This is a genomic window from Xylanibacter rodentium, from assembly GCF_013166575.1.
In the GTDB taxonomy this organism is placed as follows: domain Bacteria; phylum Bacteroidota; class Bacteroidia; order Bacteroidales; family Bacteroidaceae; genus Prevotella; species Prevotella rodentium.
This window is the reverse complement of sequence record NZ_JABKKE010000018.1, coordinates 1-21,651: the sequence shown is the minus strand read 5'-3', so window position 1 is coordinate 21,651 and position 21,651 is coordinate 1. Positions and strand designations below refer to the sequence as shown.

Annotated in this window: 13 protein-coding genes; 12 read left to right on the top strand and 1 reads right to left on the bottom strand. The window is 48.5% G+C overall.

Annotated features, from left to right (window positions below):
• The first annotated feature begins 110 nt into the window (after positions 1-110).
• The 9 genes from HPS55_RS10530 to dnaA all read left to right on the top strand — a co-directional run bounded on the left by HPS55_RS10530 (position 111) and on the right by dnaA (position 17,563).
• The gene (locus tag HPS55_RS10530) at positions 111-6,359 is read left to right on the top strand and encodes a dockerin type I domain-containing protein (RefSeq protein ID WP_172324957.1); all 6,249 of its coding nucleotides are present in this window, start codon (positions 111-113) and stop codon (positions 6,357-6,359) included.
• 104 nt (positions 6,360-6,463) lie between these two features.
• Positions 6,464-7,666, top strand: coding sequence for a hypothetical protein (locus tag HPS55_RS10525; RefSeq protein ID WP_172177271.1), 1,203 nt, complete (start codon positions 6,464-6,466; stop codon positions 7,664-7,666).
• A 38-nt stretch (positions 7,667-7,704) separates the two neighbouring features.
• Positions 7,705-9,021 (top strand): hypothetical protein, encoded by a 1,317-nt coding sequence (locus tag HPS55_RS10520; protein ID WP_172177273.1) that lies wholly within the window; start codon positions 7,705-7,707, stop codon positions 9,019-9,021.
• Between the two features lie 130 nt (positions 9,022-9,151).
• On the top strand, positions 9,152-10,036 hold the full coding sequence (locus HPS55_RS10515) for an Rpn family recombination-promoting nuclease/putative transposase (protein ID WP_172177275.1): 885 nt from the start codon (positions 9,152-9,154) through the stop codon (positions 10,034-10,036).
• Between the two features lie 167 nt (positions 10,037-10,203).
• Positions 10,204-12,765, top strand: a complete 2,562-nt coding sequence (locus tag HPS55_RS10510; RefSeq protein WP_172177277.1) for an adenosylcobalamin-dependent ribonucleoside-diphosphate reductase — start codon at positions 10,204-10,206, stop codon at positions 12,763-12,765.
• A gap of 126 nt (positions 12,766-12,891) precedes the next feature.
• Positions 12,892-13,263 carry a dihydroneopterin aldolase gene (gene folB / locus HPS55_RS10505; RefSeq protein WP_172177279.1) on the top strand — a complete coding sequence of 124 codons (372 nt, stop codon included), beginning with the start codon at positions 12,892-12,894 and terminating at the stop codon, positions 13,261-13,263.
• 53 nt (positions 13,264-13,316) lie between these two features.
• The gene (locus tag HPS55_RS14250; protein ID WP_253945847.1) at positions 13,317-14,873 is read left to right on the top strand and encodes an N-acetylmuramoyl-L-alanine amidase family protein; all 1,557 of its coding nucleotides are present in this window, start codon (positions 13,317-13,319) and stop codon (positions 14,871-14,873) included.
• Positions 14,874-14,878: 5 nt separating this feature from the next.
• Positions 14,879-15,781, top strand: coding sequence for an MlaD family protein (locus HPS55_RS10495; RefSeq protein ID WP_172177281.1), 903 nt, complete (start codon positions 14,879-14,881; stop codon positions 15,779-15,781).
• 363 nt (positions 15,782-16,144) lie between these two features.
• Positions 16,145-17,563, top strand: coding sequence for a chromosomal replication initiator protein DnaA (gene dnaA, locus HPS55_RS10490; protein ID WP_172177283.1), 1,419 nt, complete (start codon positions 16,145-16,147; stop codon positions 17,561-17,563).
• Between the two features lie 133 nt (positions 17,564-17,696).
• Here dnaA and HPS55_RS10485 read toward each other — a convergent pair whose 3' ends face one another.
• A complete protein-coding gene (locus HPS55_RS10485) occupies positions 17,697-18,704 on the bottom strand; it encodes a hypothetical protein (protein WP_172177285.1) in 1,008 nt (335 codons plus the stop codon).
• A 347-nt stretch (positions 18,705-19,051) separates the two neighbouring features.
• Between HPS55_RS10485 and HPS55_RS10480 the strand changes: the two genes are divergently transcribed.
• The 3 genes from HPS55_RS10480 to HPS55_RS10470 are packed head-to-tail and all read left to right on the top strand — an operon-like array spanning position 19,052 to position 21,560.
• Positions 19,052-19,642, top strand: coding sequence for a hypothetical protein (locus HPS55_RS10480; protein WP_172177287.1), 591 nt, complete (start codon positions 19,052-19,054; stop codon positions 19,640-19,642).
• The gene (locus HPS55_RS10475; RefSeq protein ID WP_256408611.1) at positions 19,639-20,175 is read left to right on the top strand and encodes an RNA polymerase sigma factor; all 537 of its coding nucleotides are present in this window, start codon (positions 19,639-19,641) and stop codon (positions 20,173-20,175) included. The genes HPS55_RS10480 and HPS55_RS10475 overlap by 4 nt, the downstream gene beginning before the upstream one ends.
• A gap of 2 nt (positions 20,176-20,177) precedes the next feature.
• Positions 20,178-21,560 (top strand): porin family protein, encoded by a 1,383-nt coding sequence (locus tag HPS55_RS10470; protein ID WP_172177291.1) that lies wholly within the window; start codon positions 20,178-20,180, stop codon positions 21,558-21,560.
• Positions 21,561-21,651: the final 91 nt, after the last annotated feature.

The window sequence follows — 21,651 nt, the reverse complement described above, 5'->3', positions numbered from 1 at the left end:
CGGAAACCACATTTTTTTATAACCGTTGCCGTAATTTAAATGTTTATCTTTGCCCACAGGAATTAATTCAAAAAGTAATCAAACAATATTAATATATATTATTTCGACGTATGAACAAAACTACACTTTCTTTGGCCGCCATGGCGGCGGTGAGCGTGTCTGTATCAGCGCAGGCCGCTACACCTCAAGAAATTCACAGTCAGCTGTTAACGGAGATCGGTGTGCTTATTCAGAAGATAAGTCTATACGGGGATTTGTATGAGGGAAGCAGAGACAATTATGTTCTCGAACTCACCACCTTGCAGACAGAACTCACCGCCGATACAGAATTGGCTAAAGGCGAGAAGTACTATCGTGACAAGATGAATGATATCGACGCACGGTCTATCAAGGAGCTTTCTTACTATCTCACATTCAATGATCTGACAAAGAAATTCGATGCTCTTGCAGAAGAGAAGAAATTCTGGAAAGATTGGTTGAATATGTCGCACACTCCTGAATATACGAAAGCGTTCTGCGATTATAAGAATGGACAAATTGATGGTTTGAAAATCGACGCAAAGGGAAAGCAGATAACAGACTATAAGGACGAAAAGGGATATATCGAAAAAGGTGACGAACTGAACGAAAAGTCGGAAAGCCTGTCGAAAGATATCGAGAACCTGACCAAGGAACTCCGCAATGTGGCCGCTGCCAATACCGGTAGTGACGGACGTGCCGTTATGGACGCAAAGGCTGCCACTTACGCTGCCAACGATGCCGCCAAGACCGAACTGAATGAAAAGGTGAAAGATCTTCGCACCAATTACGACGGACAGCTCGAAGGACTTGTGAAGAATCTGACACCTGATAAGAATGACTACTTGGCATGGTATGAGAAAGCCAAGAAAGAACTGAGTGTGGCTGCCAACAAGATTGACGAGGCATATACGCTCGGCAATGTGGCCAACGACGATACCAAGAAGGTGGGCTATGCCGACGATGCTGATGGTGGCGTAAAGGCAACCATCGAGTCGCTGCTTACTGATGCAAACGCACTGCTTACTACCGTTCCTACCGTACTTGAAAAGTATACTGACCTGAAACAGGCTTACGACGATGCTTGGAAAGAGGTGACCGACTTTGAAACATCGTTCAACAAGTATGTAGAGGGTCTCACCGGTGCCGGCTTGCTTGACGAGAACAAGGAGGCTGTGGACAAGATTCGTGGTGAAATCGATGCTCTGAAGGACAAACTCACCGAGGGCCGCACATCGGGTACTGAGGACAAGACAGTGTTCGACACTGCTGCTGCAATGGAGAGCATCAACACTCAGTTCACCGCTCTACAGGACAAGACAAACACTGCTGTGGCCGAGTTTAACGCTCATTTCACCATGACCGACGAGGTGGGCAAGGTTGTGGCTTATCTGGATGAGACAGTAAAGGAGGCCACCGAGACACTGTCGGAAGACGGACTTTACAATGCCGGTGCTCACTTCACCGGAGTGGAGAAGACGCACCGCGATGCGTTGGCCGCCAAAGCTACCGAGGCCGACGGATATTACAAGGATGGTACTGCCGTGGTCAACAAGGACGCATTCTTGAAAAGTCTTACCACGATCAAGAATCTTATTAAGAAAGAGTATGTGGGTCGTTGGAAAAGAGGTCTTGATGCTTACAATACAGCCCGCGGTAAAATTGAAGCTATCGAGCCGTCGCTTACCGACCTGACCGACATCGTTGGCAAGAACACCACAGTGCCTATTCTTTTGGAAGGTTATGAAGACAAGAGCTATGGCAATGTTATTGATGCTGTAAAGGCCGATACCACTAAGATTACCGATGGCATTGCCGGTGCCAACAAAAAGGATGGTGCCGACCATATTCTCGAAATGGAGCGGGTCGCTAAGTGGAGTATTGGATACACCGCCGAGCAACTTATCGCCTTGAAGGGCGCTTTCGCCGCCGACAAGGCTCACTACGACAAGCAGGTGACCATCGACGCTGCCGAAACAATGCTGGGCACGGCACAGAGACTTGCCAACGGACTTGGCAATCGTATAACCGATGTGAAGAATGGTGCCACAGCGACAGATTGTGGTGACGCACAGAGTACGGCTATTGGTACTAAGGCTGATGCGCTCAGCACAACGATAGCTACGGCATTTGATGAACTGAAAACAAAATACAACGCCATAGATGAAGTTACCGGCGATACCGAAGATGAAATCTTCAACAAGAAGCATGCTGCCGCTACGGCTTTCTCTAAGGCTGTGACCGACTTTATAGCAAAGGCAAACATCGGTACCGATGCAGAGAAGAGCTATACCGCACAGGTGGAAGAGCTGGAGACGGCTCTCGACAATGCCAAGAAGAGCTACAAGGAATATAATGCCCGTGTCAAGCAGTTGAACGATATTGAGGCTGCAATAACGAAGCAGAAAAACTATATAGATAGCAAGCGTTCAACATACGGTGCAGCGGGTCTCAACTACTTTTATGACAAGGTGCTCACCGAGGGATACGAGGCACAGTACAACAAGGCTGTTACAGACCTCGCTACCGACTTGGAGAAAGTGGCATGCCACACCAAGGATGCTCTTGTAACGAAAGCAGCTCTTGACAATCTGAAGAAAGAGATAGATAAGGTTCAGGGCAGGGTGGATGCCAACGAAAAGGCCCACAACAGCCAGGTTGACGCTTTCACCAAGTTGGAGAACGATGTAAACAAGCTCTACAACAAGATACAGACAGAGGACAAGACCAGCGAGGCAACACGCCGTCTGGCAGAGATAGAGGAGGCACGCGCCACCACAATCGAGCAACTCAAGAAGATGATTGCCGACAAGTTTGCTGCCGGACTGTCGGATACCGACAAGAAAGAGGTGGCCGATCTCCAGAAGACCATACAGGATATGGTTGACCGTCTGGGCAAGGAGATTACCGGTGACGAATACAAGCAGGCCATGATTGCCACCAATCAGGCTAACCATGAGCGCTTCGTCGCTGCATACAACACTGCCAACGAGACATTCTCGGCTGCAGTCAAGGACCTCAGCCTGTTCGCTTCTATCACAGACCCGCAGCTCAAGAACGTCGTTTCTGGTGAACTGCTTGAAGTGCACACCAAAATTTACGAATATGTGGACAAGTTGCGCCAGCTCTATATCGACGAGGATGCCGCTTACAGCCCCTACAAGGCTACCGGCGACAAGGTTACCGAGCTGTACGAGGTGGGCGTTTGGGTGAATAAGGCCAACGAATACAATGATGATATTGACGCCAAGATGGAGGAGTATCGCACCACTCTCAACACAGCAGCCAAGGCTATCTACGATAATCTGATAACAGATGCCGACAATGCCATTGCCGCCGCCAACACCGAACTCGTATCGAGAGGCTACTCTGAGGAGGTGCGCAAGGAGGCTTATGCCGACATCACCAAGAGCGTGACCGAGGCTAAGGAGATGGCCGGACTGCTGAATGCCAACGGCACAATCGACCCGCTGTTCGCTTACAAGGTGCAGTCGTATCTGGAGACTCTCAACTCTATCGCCGACCTCATCACCGCCGAGAACGACGTGCTGGCCAACAAGGAATGGAACTACCGCAAGGCTGAGGCTCAGACCAAGATACAGTGGGAGGCAGAGATGCTCGCAGGCTTCGAGCCGAGCGCTATACTCGGTCCTGACGGTCAGCCCAAGGTGACACAGGAGCGTATCGACGCTGCCAAGAAGTTCAACGAGCAGTTTGCGAAGGACATAGAGGCTGCACAGAAGGCTTATACTGAAATTGCCGGCGACCAGAGATACGAGAGTCTGACCGTGGCTTTGAACGGACTGCCCAAGTTTAACACAACGATTGTGTATGAAGACAAGGAGCAGATGCAGACAAAGAACTTTGCCCTTATCTACAACGATCTCTTTGCCGACGGACTGAACAAGAAGGCATTCGACGATGTATTCGCTGTGGTGGCAAAGGCCCGTGAGGGACTGGCCGGGACGATCGATTTCATCAACTCGTTCTTCGAGGCTCATCATGATGGTAGCGCTTCTGCCAAAGATTTACAGAATATAGAGGCTGCTCTCGACAAGTTCCTGAGTGACGCTGAGGCCGGTTATACCAAGGGCAACTGCGCTGACGTTCTGACACGTGCCAAGGCTTACTGCGAGGGTTCCGAGGAGATACCCGGCACTATCAGCGTCTTGGTTAGTGAACTGCGTGTCAAGATGCTCACCCAGTATGAGCCGATTGCCCTCAAGGGTCAGGTTACGGTACTGAAAGGACTGTACAACGACGTTGTGGCTCAGGATCTGAACAAGGCCGATAAGGAGATAGAGGCTGCCATCAACGCCATCACCGGCAAGGTGGACGATGTTGTTATTACTTACAATACGGCCATTGCTGAGAATCCTAACAACGTAGCCGCTGCCGAGACAGCTGCACAGACTGCCTATCTGGCCATTGAGAAGGAGATTGCAGGCCTGTATAAGAAGCTCATCGACCTGAACGAGGAGAAGACCGGTGCATTCGACGAGGCTGTGGAGGCTCTCGACGGAGCTTGCGGTGGTATCGACGCCACTTTGGCCACTATCGACAGCTGGTTTGCCGAGTTCGAGAACATCAAGGACATCGAGTTCGGTTCGCCCAAGTCTACTTACGGTGACGCTGTGGACGATGTGAAAGAGGCTCTTGCCGAACTAAGGGCTGACATCGAGAGCAAGAAGGCCGACGAGTCGCTGCTCTTCCACAAGGACAACCTCGACAACGACCTCGACGGCGTGAAGGCCATGCTCGACGAGATACTGAAGGCTGGCGGTCTGGAGACTGTTTACCAGAAGTACAGAGAGAACAAGGACGCCTACACCGCGCTCACCGCTCAGATGGGCACCTTGACAACAGCTCTCGACGAGGTGTACACCAAGGTGATGGCCTACGAGGAAGAGGACGTGCAGTTCCCGGGAACGGACGTGCTCGTAGATGCAGAGAAGCAGGAATACAAGTGGGTTGACTACCGCACATACTGGTACAACGGCGTTAAGGACATCATTGCCGCATCTACCGAGGCACTCGACAAGGATTATGCCGATGTGGTTCTGACAAAGGACGATGTGGATGTTGACAACAAGGCTAATATCGAGAAGGGTACCGAATATTTGCTCGCCAAGTCTACATACGTATTCGCCGCAGTGAGAATGTCAGACAAGTTTGGTGATCTTGATGATGTGATGGGAAAGCTCAACGCAAACTCTGCAAATCCGGACAACGGCAAGCAGAGCAAGATCAAGCGCTATCTTCCGTCGGTAGAGAACGAGCTGCGTGGCAAGTACTGGGATATACTCAATGCACTGTCTGCTCTAAATGACTACAATGGAGAGGCCGATAACGGTGTGCTGAACAGAGACATCGACGGCAACCCGTATCTCGACAAGGACGAGAATCCGGCTCCTGTAACGCTCGAAGGCGGATATATGGATGTGGCCGACGAGATAGAGGCCAAGTATCAGACGCTGAAGACCGAGGTTGAGCAGCTGGTGAAGGATGCCGAAGAGAAGAGCTTCTACGTGGGCGATGCCAATGCCGACGGACTGGTGAACGTGTCCGACTACAACACCATCCGTGCATACATCCTCGATCCGGAGAACAGCACATTCGACAAGCTGAGCGAGGCCAAGGCTGGCGGTGCCGACGTGAACGGCGACAGGGAAATCAACGTGAGCGACCTCACCTGCGTGTCTAACCTAATGTTCCACAACGACTGGGCATGGACCGACGAAGAGACCGACAAACCGGCTGCTTCGCCTGCAATGGCAAGAGCCATGATGGCAGTGCCGGTGCAGACTGCCGACGCTGTTACGATGGCTGTTGAGTCGGAGGAGACAACAATTTTCGGCAAGAAGGTTTGTCTGGCCGTCAACCTCGACAACGCTGTCGAGTATGTTGGCTACCAGCTTGACGTGAAGCTGCCCGAGGGCATGACCCTCGCCGGCGAGAGCCTCACCGACCGTGCCAACGGCCACGAGCTCATGTCGGCCGACATAGCCGGAGGATGGCACCGCGTGCTCGTCTCGATGCTCGACAACAACGCTTTCATGGGCAACTCGGGCGCCATGCTTTACCTCGACGTTGAGGTGAGCGGCGACTACAAGGGTGGCGACGTTGAACTCTCCAACGTGATATTCTCCGATGCCAAGGGCCTCGTTTATAAGTTGGCCGGAGCAGGCTCCAACGAGGCTACGGGTATCACCGACATCACTGCTCCTACAGTGAAAGAGCGCATCTACTCTGTGGGCGGACAGATGATGAAAGCCGTGAAGAAGGGCGTGAACATCATCGTAGGTTCTGACGGAACGACAAAGAAAGTCTTTAACAAATAAAAAGATGGTTAGTTTAGGTAAGGAATGGGGCGTCCGGTCATAAGGCCGGCCCCGTACCTTTCAACTGAACGACTTGTCATCAAAATAAAACAAGTAAATGTAACATGAACAAGAATAACTATATATTCATGGGCCGCCTGACAGTACGTCTTTGTGCCGCCGTCGTCCTGTTCGTAGTCGGCAGCATGGCCGCTATGGCGCAAGACGACTTCGGTGTGAACAAGCTGAGCATCAATCAGGAGGCCGGGCTGACATTCATTCCGGGTGAGGAAAAGGACATTGTCATCGAACTTGACAACGAGACACCCATCTCGTCGGTGCAGTTTGACATAGCGCTGCCCGCCGGACTGAAGTATAAGAAAGCCGCCAAGGATCTTTCGCGAATGACAAAGAACGGCTTTACGCTTATGTTTGAGCCGCAGCCTGATTTGGACACCTACCAGCATACTGTTTACCGTGCCGGCCTGCTCACCAATGCTACTGACATGACCAAGGCAGCCCTCAAGGGCAACCACGGTGCTATAATGGTAATCACGGTGGTGGCTGAGTCGAGCTTCCGTGAGGGAACAATCATCATCAACAACGGCTATGGTTCGACAGAGATTGTGGAGAACGGCAAGTGGGTGGCATCAAAGTCGGTTGAACTGACATGCGACGAGTACAAGGCCAATCTGCATGTGGGCACAGCCACTCTCGACCGCACTGACGATTTGTCGATGTGGACCGACGGCGACGTGCAGGAGGTGAGGTTCAATCTTGAAAACGATATCCGCGTTACCGGATTGCAGGCCGACATCACCCTGCCGCTCGGTGTGACTCTGCTCACAGACGAGGACGGTGAGTACGTGTTCGGCAACGACGGCCGCCTGAGCGACAACGTTACCATCATGGCAAGCAAGCTGTCGGGCGTGACCGCTGCCAATCAGTATCGCGTGGTGATATCGTCAATCACTGCAGATGTGTTTGATGGCAACAACGGTGCGTTGTTCTCATTCAGTCTGAAGACATCGGCCGACTTCGCTGAGGCCGGCGAGGTGAAGGTATATAATGTTAAGGTGTCGAGCGTCAATGGTACGTCGTATGTCATCGACGGTGCCCCTGCGTTCAAGGTTAATCCTGTCAGCGATATCACCGGTGACGGCAAGTGGAACGTGGACGACCTCCAGCAGTGGATTGACGAAGCCTTTATCGGTAAGAACACAGACCGCCGCTACGACGTGACACGCGACGGAAAGATTGAGGTAGACGACCTCGACGCTGTAGTAGAGCGCATCATGAAGTCGGTGCAGACCGGCGAGGGTGAATAGACCAACGATTGCTAACAGATTTTTTTAAACGAATGATTATGAAGAAGAATAAAATCCATAATATAGTCTCGGTCAAGTTGGGACTTGCCATGCTGATGCTGTTCGGCATACTGTCGATGGCCAAGGCTCAGGAGACACTTACCGTGTCGCCTATAGAGATTGTTCCTGGAGAAGAGGCAGAGGTGACTGTGGCTTACGAAAGCGACACCGACCGCAAGAGCTTCCAGATGAACATCACTCTGCCACAGGGTCTTACCTATGTGGCATCCGAGGAGAACGGCAAGATTGTAAAACTGGGCGACGCCGCTGCCGACCACATCATCACTGAGGTTAAGGAGAGCGAGAGTCTGGTGCGTATCATCGCGTTCAGCATGACATCCACTCCCTTCGTATCGGGCAAGAATCTTATCTCGTTCCGTGTGAAGGCTGCCGATGACCTGGCTGCCAAGTCGCAGATTGAGTTCTCCAACGTGAAGTTTGCCGGTGGCGAGTACATCGAGGGACTAAAGGGCGACGTTACCCGCGCTATGGCTAAGTTCGATATGCTGAGTGTGGTTCCTTCTGCGGATGAGGTTGTGAATAGCCTCAGTGAGATTGTGGTAACTATGAGTGCTCCTGTAGGCGGTGTAGCCGATGGTGCAAAGGCAGTTATCTCCAAGGACGGTGTAACAATCGAGGAGGCTCCGATCGCTATCGAGGCCGGCAGTGCTGACGTTAAGGTAGTTCTGACTAACGCAATCACCGAGAGCGGTGTTTACACAATGACAATTGCCGAGGGCTTGCTCTTCGACGAGAAATATGATGCGGCAGATCCCTTAATGAGCGGTGCGAAGTGCAACAGCGCCATCGCAGCCGAGTTCAAGGTTATGGGCCGTTTCGCCATGAAGAGCGTAACGCCCGACACAGCCGACGTAGTGGAGAAACTTAGCGAGGTTGTCATAACGATGAGCGCTCCCGTAGGCGGTGTTTCCGATGGTGCCAAGGCTGTTGTAACCAAGGACGGTGAGACGGTAGACGAGGTTCCCGTAACAATGTCGCTTGTTGAGGGCAGTACCGAGGTGATTGTTACACTGAACAACGTTATAGAGACTAACGGCAAATACGTGATGACAATACCTGAGGGCGTAATCTTCGACGAGAAGTACGACGCTATCGATCCGATAAAGAGCGGTGCCAAATGCAATGAAGAGATTGTTCTCGAGTTCGAGGTCGTAATCTTTGACGGAATCAATGGCATCAATGTCGATGCATCAGGCAAGGACAGAGTTTATACCATAGGCGGTGTACGTGTGAACGGCAAGCTCGCCAAGGGCGTATACATCATCAACGGTAAAAAAGTGGTTATAAACAAGTAATTTCATTTCACAAATAATATAGAGTACGGAGGAGGTGACGTTGTGATAACGTTGTCTCCTCATTTTTTTGTATTATAAATTTTGCCGTTTCACATAAACTCGTTATATTTGCGGAAATAATTTTTCTACTATGAACGAAAATAACAAATATGTACGTTTTGACTGGGCTGCCAAGCGCATGCTCAGGGATAAGGCCAATTTCGGTGTCCTTGAAGGACTTGTGACAGTGCTTCTCAACGAGAAGATACACATAGTGGAAATACTAGAGAGTGAAGGCAATCAGGAAGATATGTACGACAAGTACAACCGTGTGGACATAAAGGCCACCAACAGCAAGGGTGACATCATAATTGTCGAGATACAGCTGACGCGTGAGCTTTACTATCTCGAACGCATTCTGTACGGTGTGGCCAAGGCTATAACGGAGCATATATCTCTCGGTGACAAGTATGACAAGGTGAAGAAGGTCTACTCTATCAACATCCTGTATTTTGATTTGGGACATGGCGCAGACTATCTTTATCATGGCCGTACTACGTTCCGTGGTGTGCATACGGATGATACGCTTGTGGTGAATACGAAGGAGCGCGACGCCATACGTATGAAGACCCCGGAAGACATATTCCCGGAATATTTCATAATACGTGTTAACGAGTTTAACAGGGTGGCCACCACTCCGCTTGAGGAATGGCTTGACTATCTGAAAAACGGGCATATAAAGGACGGTACCACTGCGCCCGGTCTTGAAGAAGCCCGCAAGCGGTTGCAGTATCTGTCGATGAGCAAGAAGGATCGCCTTGACTACGATCGTCATATTGATGCGATGATGGTGCAAAGAGATGTGCTTGATACCGCGAAGATGGAAGGCAGGGAAGAAGGTCGTGCAGAAGGTCGTGCAGAAGGTCGTGCAGAAGGCGTCGTAGATATGGCCAAGGGTATGAAATCGCACGGTATCGCTCCGGAAACTATATCTATTATAACAGGTCTTTCGTTGGATGAGGTTAACGGGCTTTGATGTGCGTCGCACATATATATAATATAGTAGAGAACAGGCAGGTCGAATCAGGCGGCCGGTCTGTTCTGCTTTTATCCTGATTTTTTATGTCCGGAAAATCATTAAAAGAATATTTTGTAGTGTGGAATAAAGTTGATAACTTTGCCATCCTATTTCAACAAGAGAACATGGACAATAAGAAAACTTTTACTTATGATGAGGCTTTCGATGCCTCATTGAGATATTTCGGCGGTGATGAACTCGCGGCTCGTGTATGGGTGAACAAATATGCCATGAAGGACAGTTTCGGCAATATTTACGAGAAATCGCCTGAGGATATGCATTGGCGTATAGCGCGGGAGATTGCCCGTATTGAGCGGAAATATGCCAACCCGATGACGGAAGAAGATATATTCGAATTGCTTGACCATTTCAGATATATAGTGCCTGCGGGCAGTCCGATGACAGGTATTGGCAATGACTATCAGGTCGCATCGTTGAGCAACTGCTTTGTGATAGGTCTGGACGGCAATGCCGATTCCTATGGCGCCATAATGCGGATAGACGAGGAGCAGGTGCAGCTGATGAAGCGTCGCGGTGGTGTGGGACACGACTTGAGCCACATACGTCCGAAAGGTTCCCCTGTCAACAACTCTGCATTGACGTCGACCGGTCTTGTTCCGTTTATGGAGCGTTACAGCAACTCTACACGCGAGGTGGCACAGGACGGACGCCGTGGTGCGCTGATGCTTTCGGTGAGTATCAAGCATCCTGACAGTGAGGCTTTTATTGATGCGAAGATGACGGAAGGGAAGGTGACAGGTGCCAATGTGTCGGTGAAACTTGACGATGAGTTTATGCGGTCTGCAGTGGAGGACAGGCCTTATGTCCAGAAGTTTCCAATAGACAGTGACACCCCTCAATGCCGTAAGGAGGTAAATGCCAAAGCTCTTTGGGAGAAGATAGTGCATAACGCATGGAAGAGCGCCGAGCCGGGTGTACTGTTTTGGGACACCATCCTGCGCGAGAGCATCCCCGACTGCTATGCCGACTTGGGATTCCGTACGGTGTCTACCAATCCGTGTGGCGAGATTCCGCTGTGCCCTTATGATTCTTGTCGTTTACTGTCCATAAACTTGTATTCGTATGTTGTCAATCCGTTTACCCAAGAGGCATATTTCGATTACGAACTGTTCGGCAAGCATGTGGCTGCGGCGCAGCGCTTGATGGACGACATCGTCGATTTGGAACTGGAGAAGATAGACAGCATCATGTCAAAGATTGAAACAGACCTTCAGAGCGATGAAGTGAAACAGGCAGAATACCATCTGTGGGAGAAAATCAAGCGTAAGAGCGGCATGGGACGCCGTACGGGTGTTGGCATAACGGCCGAGGGTGACATGATAGCCGCAATGGGGTTGCGTTATGGAACACAGGAGGCTACGGATTTTTCTGTGGAGGTGCATCGCAGTCTGGCGCTTGCTGCCTATCGCTCGTCGGTGACAATGGCTCGCGAGCGTGGTGCTTTCGCTGTTTATGATGCTGCACGTGAGGCAAACAATCCGTTCATAATGCGCCTGAAGGATACCGATCCGCAGCTTTATGAGGATATGGCGAAATATGGTCGTCGAAATATAGCCTGTCTGACTATAGCACCGACTGGTACCACGAGCCTGATGACACAGACCACGAGTGGTATAGAGCCTGTGTTCATGCCTGTGTACAAACGTCGTCGGAAAGTGAATCCTAATGATGCTGATGTGCATGTCGACTTTGTGGACGAGGTGGGAGACTCTTTCGAGGAATACATTGTATACCATCACAAGTTCATTACATGGATGGAGGCAAACGGTATAGATGCCAAAAAGAAATATACCCAGGAAGAGATTGATGCTCTTGTGGCCCGCTCGCCTTATTATAAGGCCACGGCAAACGACGTGGACTGGCTGATGAAAGTCAAGATGCAGGGTGCTATACAGAAGTGGGTCGACCATTCTATCAGTGTAACGGTGAATCTGCCTAACGATGTGGATGAGGCTTTGGTTAATCGTCTCTATGTAGAGGCTTGGCGTTCCGGATGTAAGGGATGCACTATATATCGTGACGGCAGCCGTTCGGGAGTGATGATTTCGGTGTCGAAAAAAGATAAAAAGAAAAAAGAGGAAACGGTTGATAATGCAGTTCCATGCAAACATCCGGAAGTGACAGAGGTCAGACCGAAAGAGTTGGAATGTGATGTGGTGAGATTCCAGAACAACAAAGAGAAGTGGGTGGCTTTTGTCGGATTGCTCAACGGATATCCTTACGAGATATTCACAGGTCTGCAGGATGATGAAGAAGGAATAGTGTTGCCCAAGACCGTGACCAAGGGAAAAATAATAAAGAGTACGGGTGAGGACGGACGCCACCGCTATGACTTCCAGTTTGAGAACAAGCGCGGATACAAGACTACCGTAGAGGGACTTAGCGAAAAGTTCAATCCAGAATATTGGAACTATGCAAAACTCATCAGTGGTGTGCTTCGTTACCGTATGCCGATAGAGCATGTCATCAAACTTGTAGGTTCTTTGCAGTTGAAGAGCGAGAGTATCAACACATGGAAAAACGGTGTGGAGCGTGCTCTTAAGAAGTATATCGTGGATGGCACAGAGGCAAAGGGACAGAAATGTCCGGCGTGCGGTCATGAGACTCTTGTGTATCAGGAAGGATGCCTGACGTGTAAGAACTGTGGAGCGTCACGTTGCGGATAATCTTTTGACATTTTGTATTTGATATGATAAAGTTGGGGACTGGGATATGGAGAATTTTGCAGTCTCCAACTTTTGATTTTCTTTATTCTTTGTTTCTTATCAGTTTAATTTTCATCGGTTTCTCGGATGAATAGTTTTATATTTTTGCGCGATTTGCGTTTCAGGTCTTTCCATGGCGTCATGCCTCAGGAAAGGACAGTAGGGGGAGATTTTGTGGTAAACCTGCGTGTCGGTTATGATTTCAGCCGGGCTGTTATGACCGATGATGTAGGCGATACTCTGAACTATGCCGATCTGTATTGCATTGTCAAGAAGGAGATGGCAGTGCCGTCCATGTTGCTTGAGCATGTCGCCGGACGCATAGCCAAGGCTATTGTCGGGTATAGTCCGGATATACTGTCTGTTGATCTTACTGTCACTAAGGTAAATCCACCGATAGGTGCCGATTGTAATGGTGCAGGAGTGGAGATACATTTAATAAATGATAAAACTATCTGAGATATTTCAGTTTTAATAGGAAAATAACTACTTTTGTGTAATTTATCAGCGATATGAGCAGAAAAATAGTTATATTTTTGTGGTTGATATTGTATTTTGCGGCGACAGGCTTTGCCGCTGACAGGAAGTTTACCCTCGTTATCGATGCCGGACACGGTGGACATGATGCCGGGGCTTTGGGAAGATTCTCAAAGGAGAAGAATATAAATCTTAAAGTTGCTTTGGCTTTCGGACGTTATGTAGAGAGCAACTGTCCGGATGTTAAAGTGGTATACACCCGTAAAACGGATGTCTTTATCCCCCTTCATGAGCGGGCTAATATAGCTAATCGGAACAAGGCCGATTTGTTTATATCCATTCATACAAATGCACTTCCAAAAGGAAAGATTGCCCGCGGACTGGAGACATATACGTTGGGTATGAACCGTGCTTCAGATAATTTTGATGTTGCCGCACGTGAGAATTCTGTGATTCTGATAGAGAAAGACTATAAACAGCGTTATGAGGGCTTCGACCCGCGTTCTTCGGAGAGTTATATCATGTTTGAGTTTATGCAAGACAAGAACATGGCACAGAGCGTAGAGTTGGCGAAGGTGGTTCAGAGAAGGGCCTGTGCTTCGTCAGGAAGGCTGAACAAGGGCGTAAAGCAGGCCGGTTTTCTTGTGCTCCGCGAAACGTCAATGCCGAGTTGTCTGATAGAATTAGGGTTCATAACTACGCCTGAGGAGGAACAGTATCTGAATTCTGCAGCCGGAATAGACGCTCTCGGCAAAGGTATATATCAGGCATTCGCGGATTATAGAAGCAAGTTTGACAAGAGGGTGACAGTTCCGTATAAGGCAGATACAAGACAGAAGATTAATATACCTGCAGTAGTTCCACAGGAGGTTGGGGCGGCAAATACGGAAAGCAAAAGTGATAAGCGCAAAGGTAATATAAAGACGAAATCCGGTAGTAGCTTGTCATCCGGTACAAGGAGTATTGCTGTTGATCCGCAACCGGACGGTAAGGTCGCTGTTGTTGACAGTAAAAGTATCATTGCCGAGTTGTCCGATGCCCGCAGCGGTATGGTGAAAGATACTTCTGCAGGCGATGCTTCGGCCGGCCCGGATAGAGAATCCCGGCAAACCGCTAAAGAAGATATTCAGACAATCGGAATCAGTGTGAAGGATTCGTCTGCAGCAAAGGCTTCAGGGGAAATCAAGTTGTCACAATTGGCCAAATCCTCACAGAAAACAATTGTTTCTCGGAAAGAAAATAGGCCATCGGAAACTTCATCTTTGCCGGCAACCGACTCTTTGACAATGCGTTCAGATGTGACGGCGACAGATTGTGAGCCGGTATTCAAAGTACAGATAATGGCGAGCAGCCGTAATATTAGAGGTAATGACATCGTGTTCAAAGGTTTGGAAAACATTGGCTTTTATGAAGAAGGAGGACTTTATAAGTTTACTTACGGTGCGTCCGCCGATTATAATGAGATATCCCGTTTGCGGAAAGGCATACTGGATAAGTTTCCGGAAGCATTTGTCGTGGCTTTTAAGGATGGACGTAAGATGAATGTTGCGGAGGCGATACGTGAATTTAAGAATAACAGAAACAAAAAATAGACGATATGAAGTTTTTTACAAAAGAAGTTCAGATAGCATGTGTGGCTATATTGGGTGTGGTGGTCTTGTTCTTTGGCTTGCAGTTTCTAAAGGGGCTGAGCCTGTTTTCAAGTGATGACACATATTATGTTACTTTTGACGATATCAGTGGTTTGTCAGCCTCAAGCCCAGTATATGCAAACGGGTATAAGGTCGGTGTAGTTAAAGATATTGTCTATAATTACAGTGGCGATGGAGAAATTGTGGCGGCAGTAGGGCTTTCCAAGGGCATGCGTCTTCCTCAAGGCTCCACGGCCGAGATAGAGAGTGACATGCTTGGAAATGTGAAAATGAATCTGGTGCTTGCCGGTAATCCTTTGGAAAGTGTGGCTGTGGGTGATACGATACATGGTGGCAAGGATTCCGGGATGTTGGGCAAAGCAGCCAAGATGTTACCGACGGTAGAGAAAATGTTGCCGAAAATAGATTCCATATTGACCAGTCTTAATACCCTGCTGGCCGATCAGGCGCTGACAAACTCCCTGCGAAATGTGGATCGTATAACTGGCAATCTTGCTGTTACGACGTCGCAACTAAACAGACTTACCGCGAGTCTTAACAATAAAGTGCCCGGAATGTTGGACAAGGCTGACAACGTGCTCGACAATACTGAACGCCTTACAGGGAAATTAGGTTGTATAGACGTTTCTGCGACGATGGCAAAGGTCGATGCTACGCTTGACAACGTAAACCGGATGACAACAGTTCTGAACAGCAAGGAGGGAACCTTAGGGCTGCTGATGCGCGATCCGCAACTCTACTACAATCTTTCGTCTACCATGCGCAACGCCGATTCGCTTCTTATAGATTTGCGTCAGCATCCCAAGCGTTACGTTCACTTCTCCATATTTGGCAAGAAGGACAAGTAGACCGTATATTTTTATTTAGTCTAAATAGACCGACTCCGGGAAATAAGCCTTGTAAATTGGCAAACTCTCTTATTTATAGATGGTTGCGATGTTCTGCCGTATATTCATACAAACGTGAATATACGGCAGGATTGTATGTAACAATCTGAAACACAAGATATTATAAACTGACAAATGAAATATGGCGTTTAAAAGGTCCGAAATACACTTAAAAACCCCATAATAAGACTGTTACAGATATTTTTATTGGCAGATTGAAATCCTAAAATTTGTTTTTCTCGGGAAAAAATACGAAATTTGCATTTCCAAAAATCTTATAGCATTATATATTGTATAAAGAAACGATAGCAAAGTAACACCCGAATGGTTGATAGTCATAAGATGCTGTGGGACAAGTGTCTCGGTATGATAAAGGACAATGTCACAGAGCAACAGTTCAAAACATGGTTTGCACCGATAGGTTTCGAGTCGTATTCCGTGGCGAATAAGACCCTGTTGGTTCAGGTTCCGAGCCCATATGTATATGAGTACTTGGAGCAATACTACGTAGGACTATTGAGCAAGGTACTTACACGCTGTTTCGGTACAAACGTGAGACTTACTTACCGTATTGTGACCGACAAGGCGCATAATATTTCACAGGATGTCGAGGCAGACGAACCGGCCGAGATCGAGCAAACAGTCGCTGCCCCGCAGGCACGGTCCAACCGTCCTCAAGTCTCTTCCAATGCTGCTTCCGGTCTCCGCAATCTGAATCCGCAACTTAATCTTAGGCACACTTTCAACAATTATATTGAGGGCAACAGCAACAAGTTGCCGCGCACTGTCGGCATGTCGATAGCAGAACATCCCGGCCGTTCGGCTTTCAACCCGTTTTACGTCTATGGCCCTTCCGGATGCGGAAAGACCCATCTTGTCAACGCTATCGGTGTGAAATGTAAGGAGATATATCCTGAAAAGAGAGTTCTTTATGTCAGTGCACGTCTTTTTCAGGTTCAGTTTACCGATTCCGTGCGCCACAACACTACCAACGACTTCATAAACTTCTATCAGACCATTGACGTGCTGATAGTGGACGACATACAGGAGTGGGCGACGGCAACACGTACGCTTGATACCTTTTTCCATATATTCGACCATCTTTTCCGTACCGGCAAACAGATAATTCTGGCCAGCGACCGCCCGCCGGTTGAGTTGCAAGGCATGAAAGACCGCCTGCTGACACGATTCAAATGCGGGCTTACAGCCGAGCTCGAGAAGCCTAATACACAGCTCTGCATGGACATCCTGAGCACGAAGTGCCGCCGTGACGGACTTAAGATTCCTGTAGATGTCATCCGGTTTATTGCAGAGACGGCCAACGGCAGTGTACGTGATCTTGAAGGAGTCATCAACTCGCTGATGGCCTATTCCGTAGTCTACAACTGCAATATAGACATGCGTCTGGCCGAGCGCGTTATCAAGCGTGCCGTAAAGATAGACAACCATCCGTTGACGGTAGACGATATATTGGATAAGGTGTGCAATCACTATAATGTGACACAGCAGAATGTGTTCAGTCGCAGCCGCAAACGCGATTATGTGATAGTTCGTCAGGTGTCTATGTATTTTGCCCAAAAGTATACCAAGATGCCAGCTTCGCGTATCGGACAGCTCATAGGCAACCGCGACCATTCCACCGTGATACACAGTTGTTCTACTGTAGAGAAGCGTCTGAAGGTGGACAAGGCTTTTGGCGAAGAACTTAGCAGTATAGAGAATTCGTTCAAATTGAAGAAATGATTTTTTCATGTTATTTAAATTGTGAATAAGAAAGAAGGCGGCCCCGCAAGGAGGGGTCGCCTTTCTTTATCTTGAGGAGTTCCGACCGGTGTCAGTACCGGTGTTACGGCTCCGTATCGTATATACCGACAGATTATTTTACTTCTGTCATGATGTATGTCAATCCTTCTTCATACGACTCGCCGTCTTCATAGTCAAAGTCGCCTTCAGTGAGGTGGAGTCTGTTATTCTTGAATTCTATTTTTACATCCCCAGCCTCATCGTAGTCATTGAAGTTGTCAGGATTCCAAGAATAGCGCAGTATTCCATTTTTCTCATCCTGCCATATCCATGTGGATACAGCAAGTTGTTTGTTGGAGTATAGAACGATGTAAGTGCCGGTTTTTGTGAATATGACATTCTCGGGGGTAGGGTCGTTTTTCATATCTTCCATGTCATCCCATTCGCTTTCGTCAAAATCCGGGTCGTTCTTTTTTGACCAGTTATACATCTTTGTAATCATTTCTGCAAAAGTGTCGGCTGCAAGGTCTACATATGTTTTGCCATTAATCTTTGCATAGTAACGGTAGCTTTCAATGCACCATGTGCGGCAAAGTTTGTTCGACATGTCGCTGTTTATGTTGGTGTTTTGTCTGTGTGCTGTATACTCTTCCGGATGCTTCCCTGCTGTCGTCAGAACTATCGAGCGTACAGTTCCATTGGCATCCTTATTTATTGTCAGCGTTCCGAAACCTTCAAGGTTATAATGATTTTCGCCGGTCTTCGTATACTTGCCGTAAGCAATCAACGAATACACTTCGTATCGTGTTTCAGGCATGGATATGTGTGCGTTCATCATGCCGGCCAGTCTCTGTAACATGTTTTTCTTGCTGGCGACGGGGACCTTTTGGGGAGCATTGTTCACATATTCGCTCGGCTGAATGATGAAGTTTCCGCTTGCCGTCAGTTCTATCGACTTGTATGGTGATGTTCTTTGGTCGTCTATTACATACTTGGCAGCTTCGCCCTCGTATTTCGGAGTCTCGAACTGGGAGTTGTTTCCTCCGCCATTGTCGTCATCGTCATCATCGCTGCATGCAACCATTGTTCCCATCAGTAATGCTGCCATGGCTGCATACTTTCCAACGTTAAGTACTTTCATAAATGATTTGATTTTCATAATCCCTTTAATTTAAAAGTTATTGAATAAAGTTTTTCTTCTTGGTTATTTTATAGTACGGATTGTTACTTTCATTACAATTCTAATTTGCTATATGATTTGCAAATGTAGTTATAATTCTTTAATTTACCCCCCCCGAAATGTTAATTATAGATAAATAAGATATACCGTTTGTTATTTCCCGCCATACTTATGGGTTGACTGTTATCATGTGAAGCCGGATTTTTGCATAGACCCGCAAATGTTTTCACTGATTCCGGAAAATAAAGCATAATCTGATGCAAGATTTTTGTTTTTTCCCGTTCTTACATTAAAAATGCTATTGGTTTATGAAAAGAACATTTTATATAATATCAATGATGCTCTTACTATTTTCCTGTTCGACAGAAGAAAGTACAGACGATTCTGACGCGCACCGCATTTATGACTCGGCCGGATTTTCCGGTGTTATACTTTTCAACGGCATCTGGGACGAGGGAGCGCCAATCAGCACTTCCGTTGATGTACAGATAGCGATGACAGGTGACAGCATCTTTATATCCTCGATGCCTGACCAACGGCTTCTTATGATGGCTGTTGGCGACGATTGTTCTGCAAATGTGCGGTGTAAGTCTGCCGTATGGGATGTGTCGGGTTTTGCCGTGCGTATTGCCTTGGCCGGCCATTCGCAACAGGCAGCTGTTTACGATATCGATGCCGACGACTATAAATTCCGTGTCAGGCTCGACGATGGATGGCATACGCTGACCGTGAGATTCGCTTTTGACAGTAAAGCGGCATACAACAGTTATTCCGGCACTTTGACATTATGGCTCGTTGTCAGGACAGTGAGTATCGACGGGCGCGTCGTCGAAGTATACAACAGTGGAAATCCGACACTTACACTTATCTCTGCGATAAACAAGAACATGTTAAAGTGACCCCAGAGGAACATCTGATACATTCCGCCAGTAACGGTGACAACTCTGCACGACACGAGTTGTATATCCGATATTCAGGCTATGTCATGGCTTTGGCACTCCGTTATGTGGCCGACCGTGACATTGCGTGCGATGTGTTGCAGGATTGTTTTGTGCAAGTGTTCACCTCGCTCCACAAGTTCAGCTATCGTGGTGAAGGCTCGTTCAAGGCCTGGATACATCGTATAGCCGTTAATATGTCGCTCGGGTATCTGAGGAATGAATCCCATAACAGTGTCTGTAACGACTTGCCCGATGTGCCTGACGACACCGGGCCGGATATGAGCCGTGTCCCGATGGAAGAGATAATGCGCATGATAGGCATGCTTCCCACGGGCTACCGTACTGTGTTCAATCTTTATGTGCTCGAGCAGAAGAGCCACAAGGAGATAGCTGCTATGTTGGATATCGGGGAGAGCACGTCGGCGTCGCAGTATCTGCGAGCCAGGAAGATGTTGGCAAGAATGGTAAAAGACTACGAAAACAAGCATTAGAGATGAAACAGGAAGACTGGAAACAACAACTGCGCGAGCGTATGGACACATGGCATGAGCCTGTGCCCGACGAACTGTGGAACCGTATAGAGAGGCGTATCGGCGAAGACATGACAAATGTCGGAGATTGCGATTCTTCTCCGTATGAAAACGTGGTGCCTCCAGTTGGCGTGTCTGTGATGCGGCGTAAGGCACGTCTGCACCGTTTCGTGGCGGTGGCTGCATCACTGGCAGTGATGCTCGTTGTCGGCACGGGATATTTTTACCGACGGGCAGGACATGTCCGTTATACCACTGCGGATAACAGTGTGCCGGTACGTTCTTCTCGTCTGCCAGTGACGGTTGAGGCCATTTCGGATGGTGCGGTGCACGATGCCGGGCAAAGAAATCCATCCGTCGCCCTGTCCGGTAAGTCCGTACCGCATACCAGGCCCGGTTTGTCCAATGTCCCTACGGACAGTGCCGGTCCGCTGACGGTGGCTGACGGTGGGCAAACCGCCGTAGTATCCTATGACAATAGTGAATCCGGACAATTGTCCTCCTTTGAGGATACCGTCGATGTATCTCCAAAGGAGAGCAGACACTTGTCTGTACCACAAAATTCCAGTACCGGTGATATATTGTTGGCACAGAGCAATTACCGTTCACACAAAGTCGGGTCGCGTAAATTGAAAGCTCACGGCTTGCACCATTTCACTATCGGACTTACGGCTTCAGGAAATCTTGCAGGCAACGAAGTCAGTTCTGAGCCGATGCTTATGGCTTCGGCGGTGATGCGTGCCCCGGGCAGTGCGGTGATGTCTCCCGTCGTTGGAGCCACTCCATTGGCTTCCGCCCCGTCGTCCGGTTCTCCTGTCGGAACAGAATATAGCGAGCCGATGTATCTTTACGAGTGTTCATCGACCACAGAGCACAAACTTCCGGTGTCTTTCGGAATGCTTGTCGGTTACCGTATAGGTCGTCGTTTTTCGCTTGAGTCGGGCATTACATACACCTATCTGCGTACAGACTTCACCCAACAGGCCGGCCGTCACCGTACCGTCGACATACAGCGTCTGCACTATGTAGGCATACCGCTGCAAGCCACTCTCGACATGGTAAGACTGCGTCCGCTCACATTGTACTGCTCTATGGGTGCCGCGGCCGACTTCTGCGTGTCGGCTACCATGTCAACGGCCTCACACAGACGTGCCATACAACGCGACCGTGTGCAGTTTTCGCTGCATGCCTCTCTCGGTATCCGTTGTGCCATAGGTTCTGGCTTCAACCTGTTCGGTGAATTTGGTGAGCACTATGCCGTTGACAACGGCAATATGATGATAAACTATTTTGATGGCAACAAGCATTACGGAGTGTTGCAAATGGGAATAAAATATGAGTTGTAGTCTTTTGATTAAAGGATTCGAAAGAGTTCGTCAATAAATAGACTCAAGAGTTGAAAAGGAGGCAAACCGAATGCCTGTTATGCGATTTTCA

Bases quoted from the DNA above. Each gene is read 5' to 3' on its own strand.
- HPS55_RS10470 (WP_172177291.1), top strand. From the start codon at position 20,178: ATGAAACAGGAAGACTGGAAACAACAACTGCGCGAGCGTATGGACACA.
- HPS55_RS10510 (WP_172177277.1), top strand. From the start codon at position 10,204: ATGGACAATAAGAAAACTTTTACTTATGATGAGGCTTTCGATGCCTCA.
- HPS55_RS14250 (WP_253945847.1), top strand. From the start codon at position 13,317: ATGAGCAGAAAAATAGTTATATTTTTGTGGTTGATATTGTATTTTGCG.
- HPS55_RS10495 (WP_172177281.1), top strand. From the start codon at position 14,879: ATGAAGTTTTTTACAAAAGAAGTTCAGATAGCATGTGTGGCTATATTG.
- folB (WP_172177279.1), top strand. From the start codon at position 12,892: ATGAATAGTTTTATATTTTTGCGCGATTTGCGTTTCAGGTCTTTCCAT.
- HPS55_RS10530 (WP_172324957.1), top strand. From the start codon at position 111: ATGAACAAAACTACACTTTCTTTGGCCGCCATGGCGGCGGTGAGCGTG.
- HPS55_RS10485 (WP_172177285.1), bottom strand. From the start codon at position 18,704: ATGAAAGTACTTAACGTTGGAAAGTATGCAGCCATGGCAGCATTACTG.
- HPS55_RS10525 (WP_172177271.1), top strand. From the start codon at position 6,464: ATGAACAAGAATAACTATATATTCATGGGCCGCCTGACAGTACGTCTT.
- HPS55_RS10520 (WP_172177273.1), top strand. From the start codon at position 7,705: ATGAAGAAGAATAAAATCCATAATATAGTCTCGGTCAAGTTGGGACTT.
- HPS55_RS10515 (WP_172177275.1), top strand. From the start codon at position 9,152: ATGAACGAAAATAACAAATATGTACGTTTTGACTGGGCTGCCAAGCGC.
- dnaA (WP_172177283.1), top strand. From the start codon at position 16,145: ATGGTTGATAGTCATAAGATGCTGTGGGACAAGTGTCTCGGTATGATA.
- HPS55_RS10480 (WP_172177287.1), top strand. From the start codon at position 19,052: ATGAAAAGAACATTTTATATAATATCAATGATGCTCTTACTATTTTCC.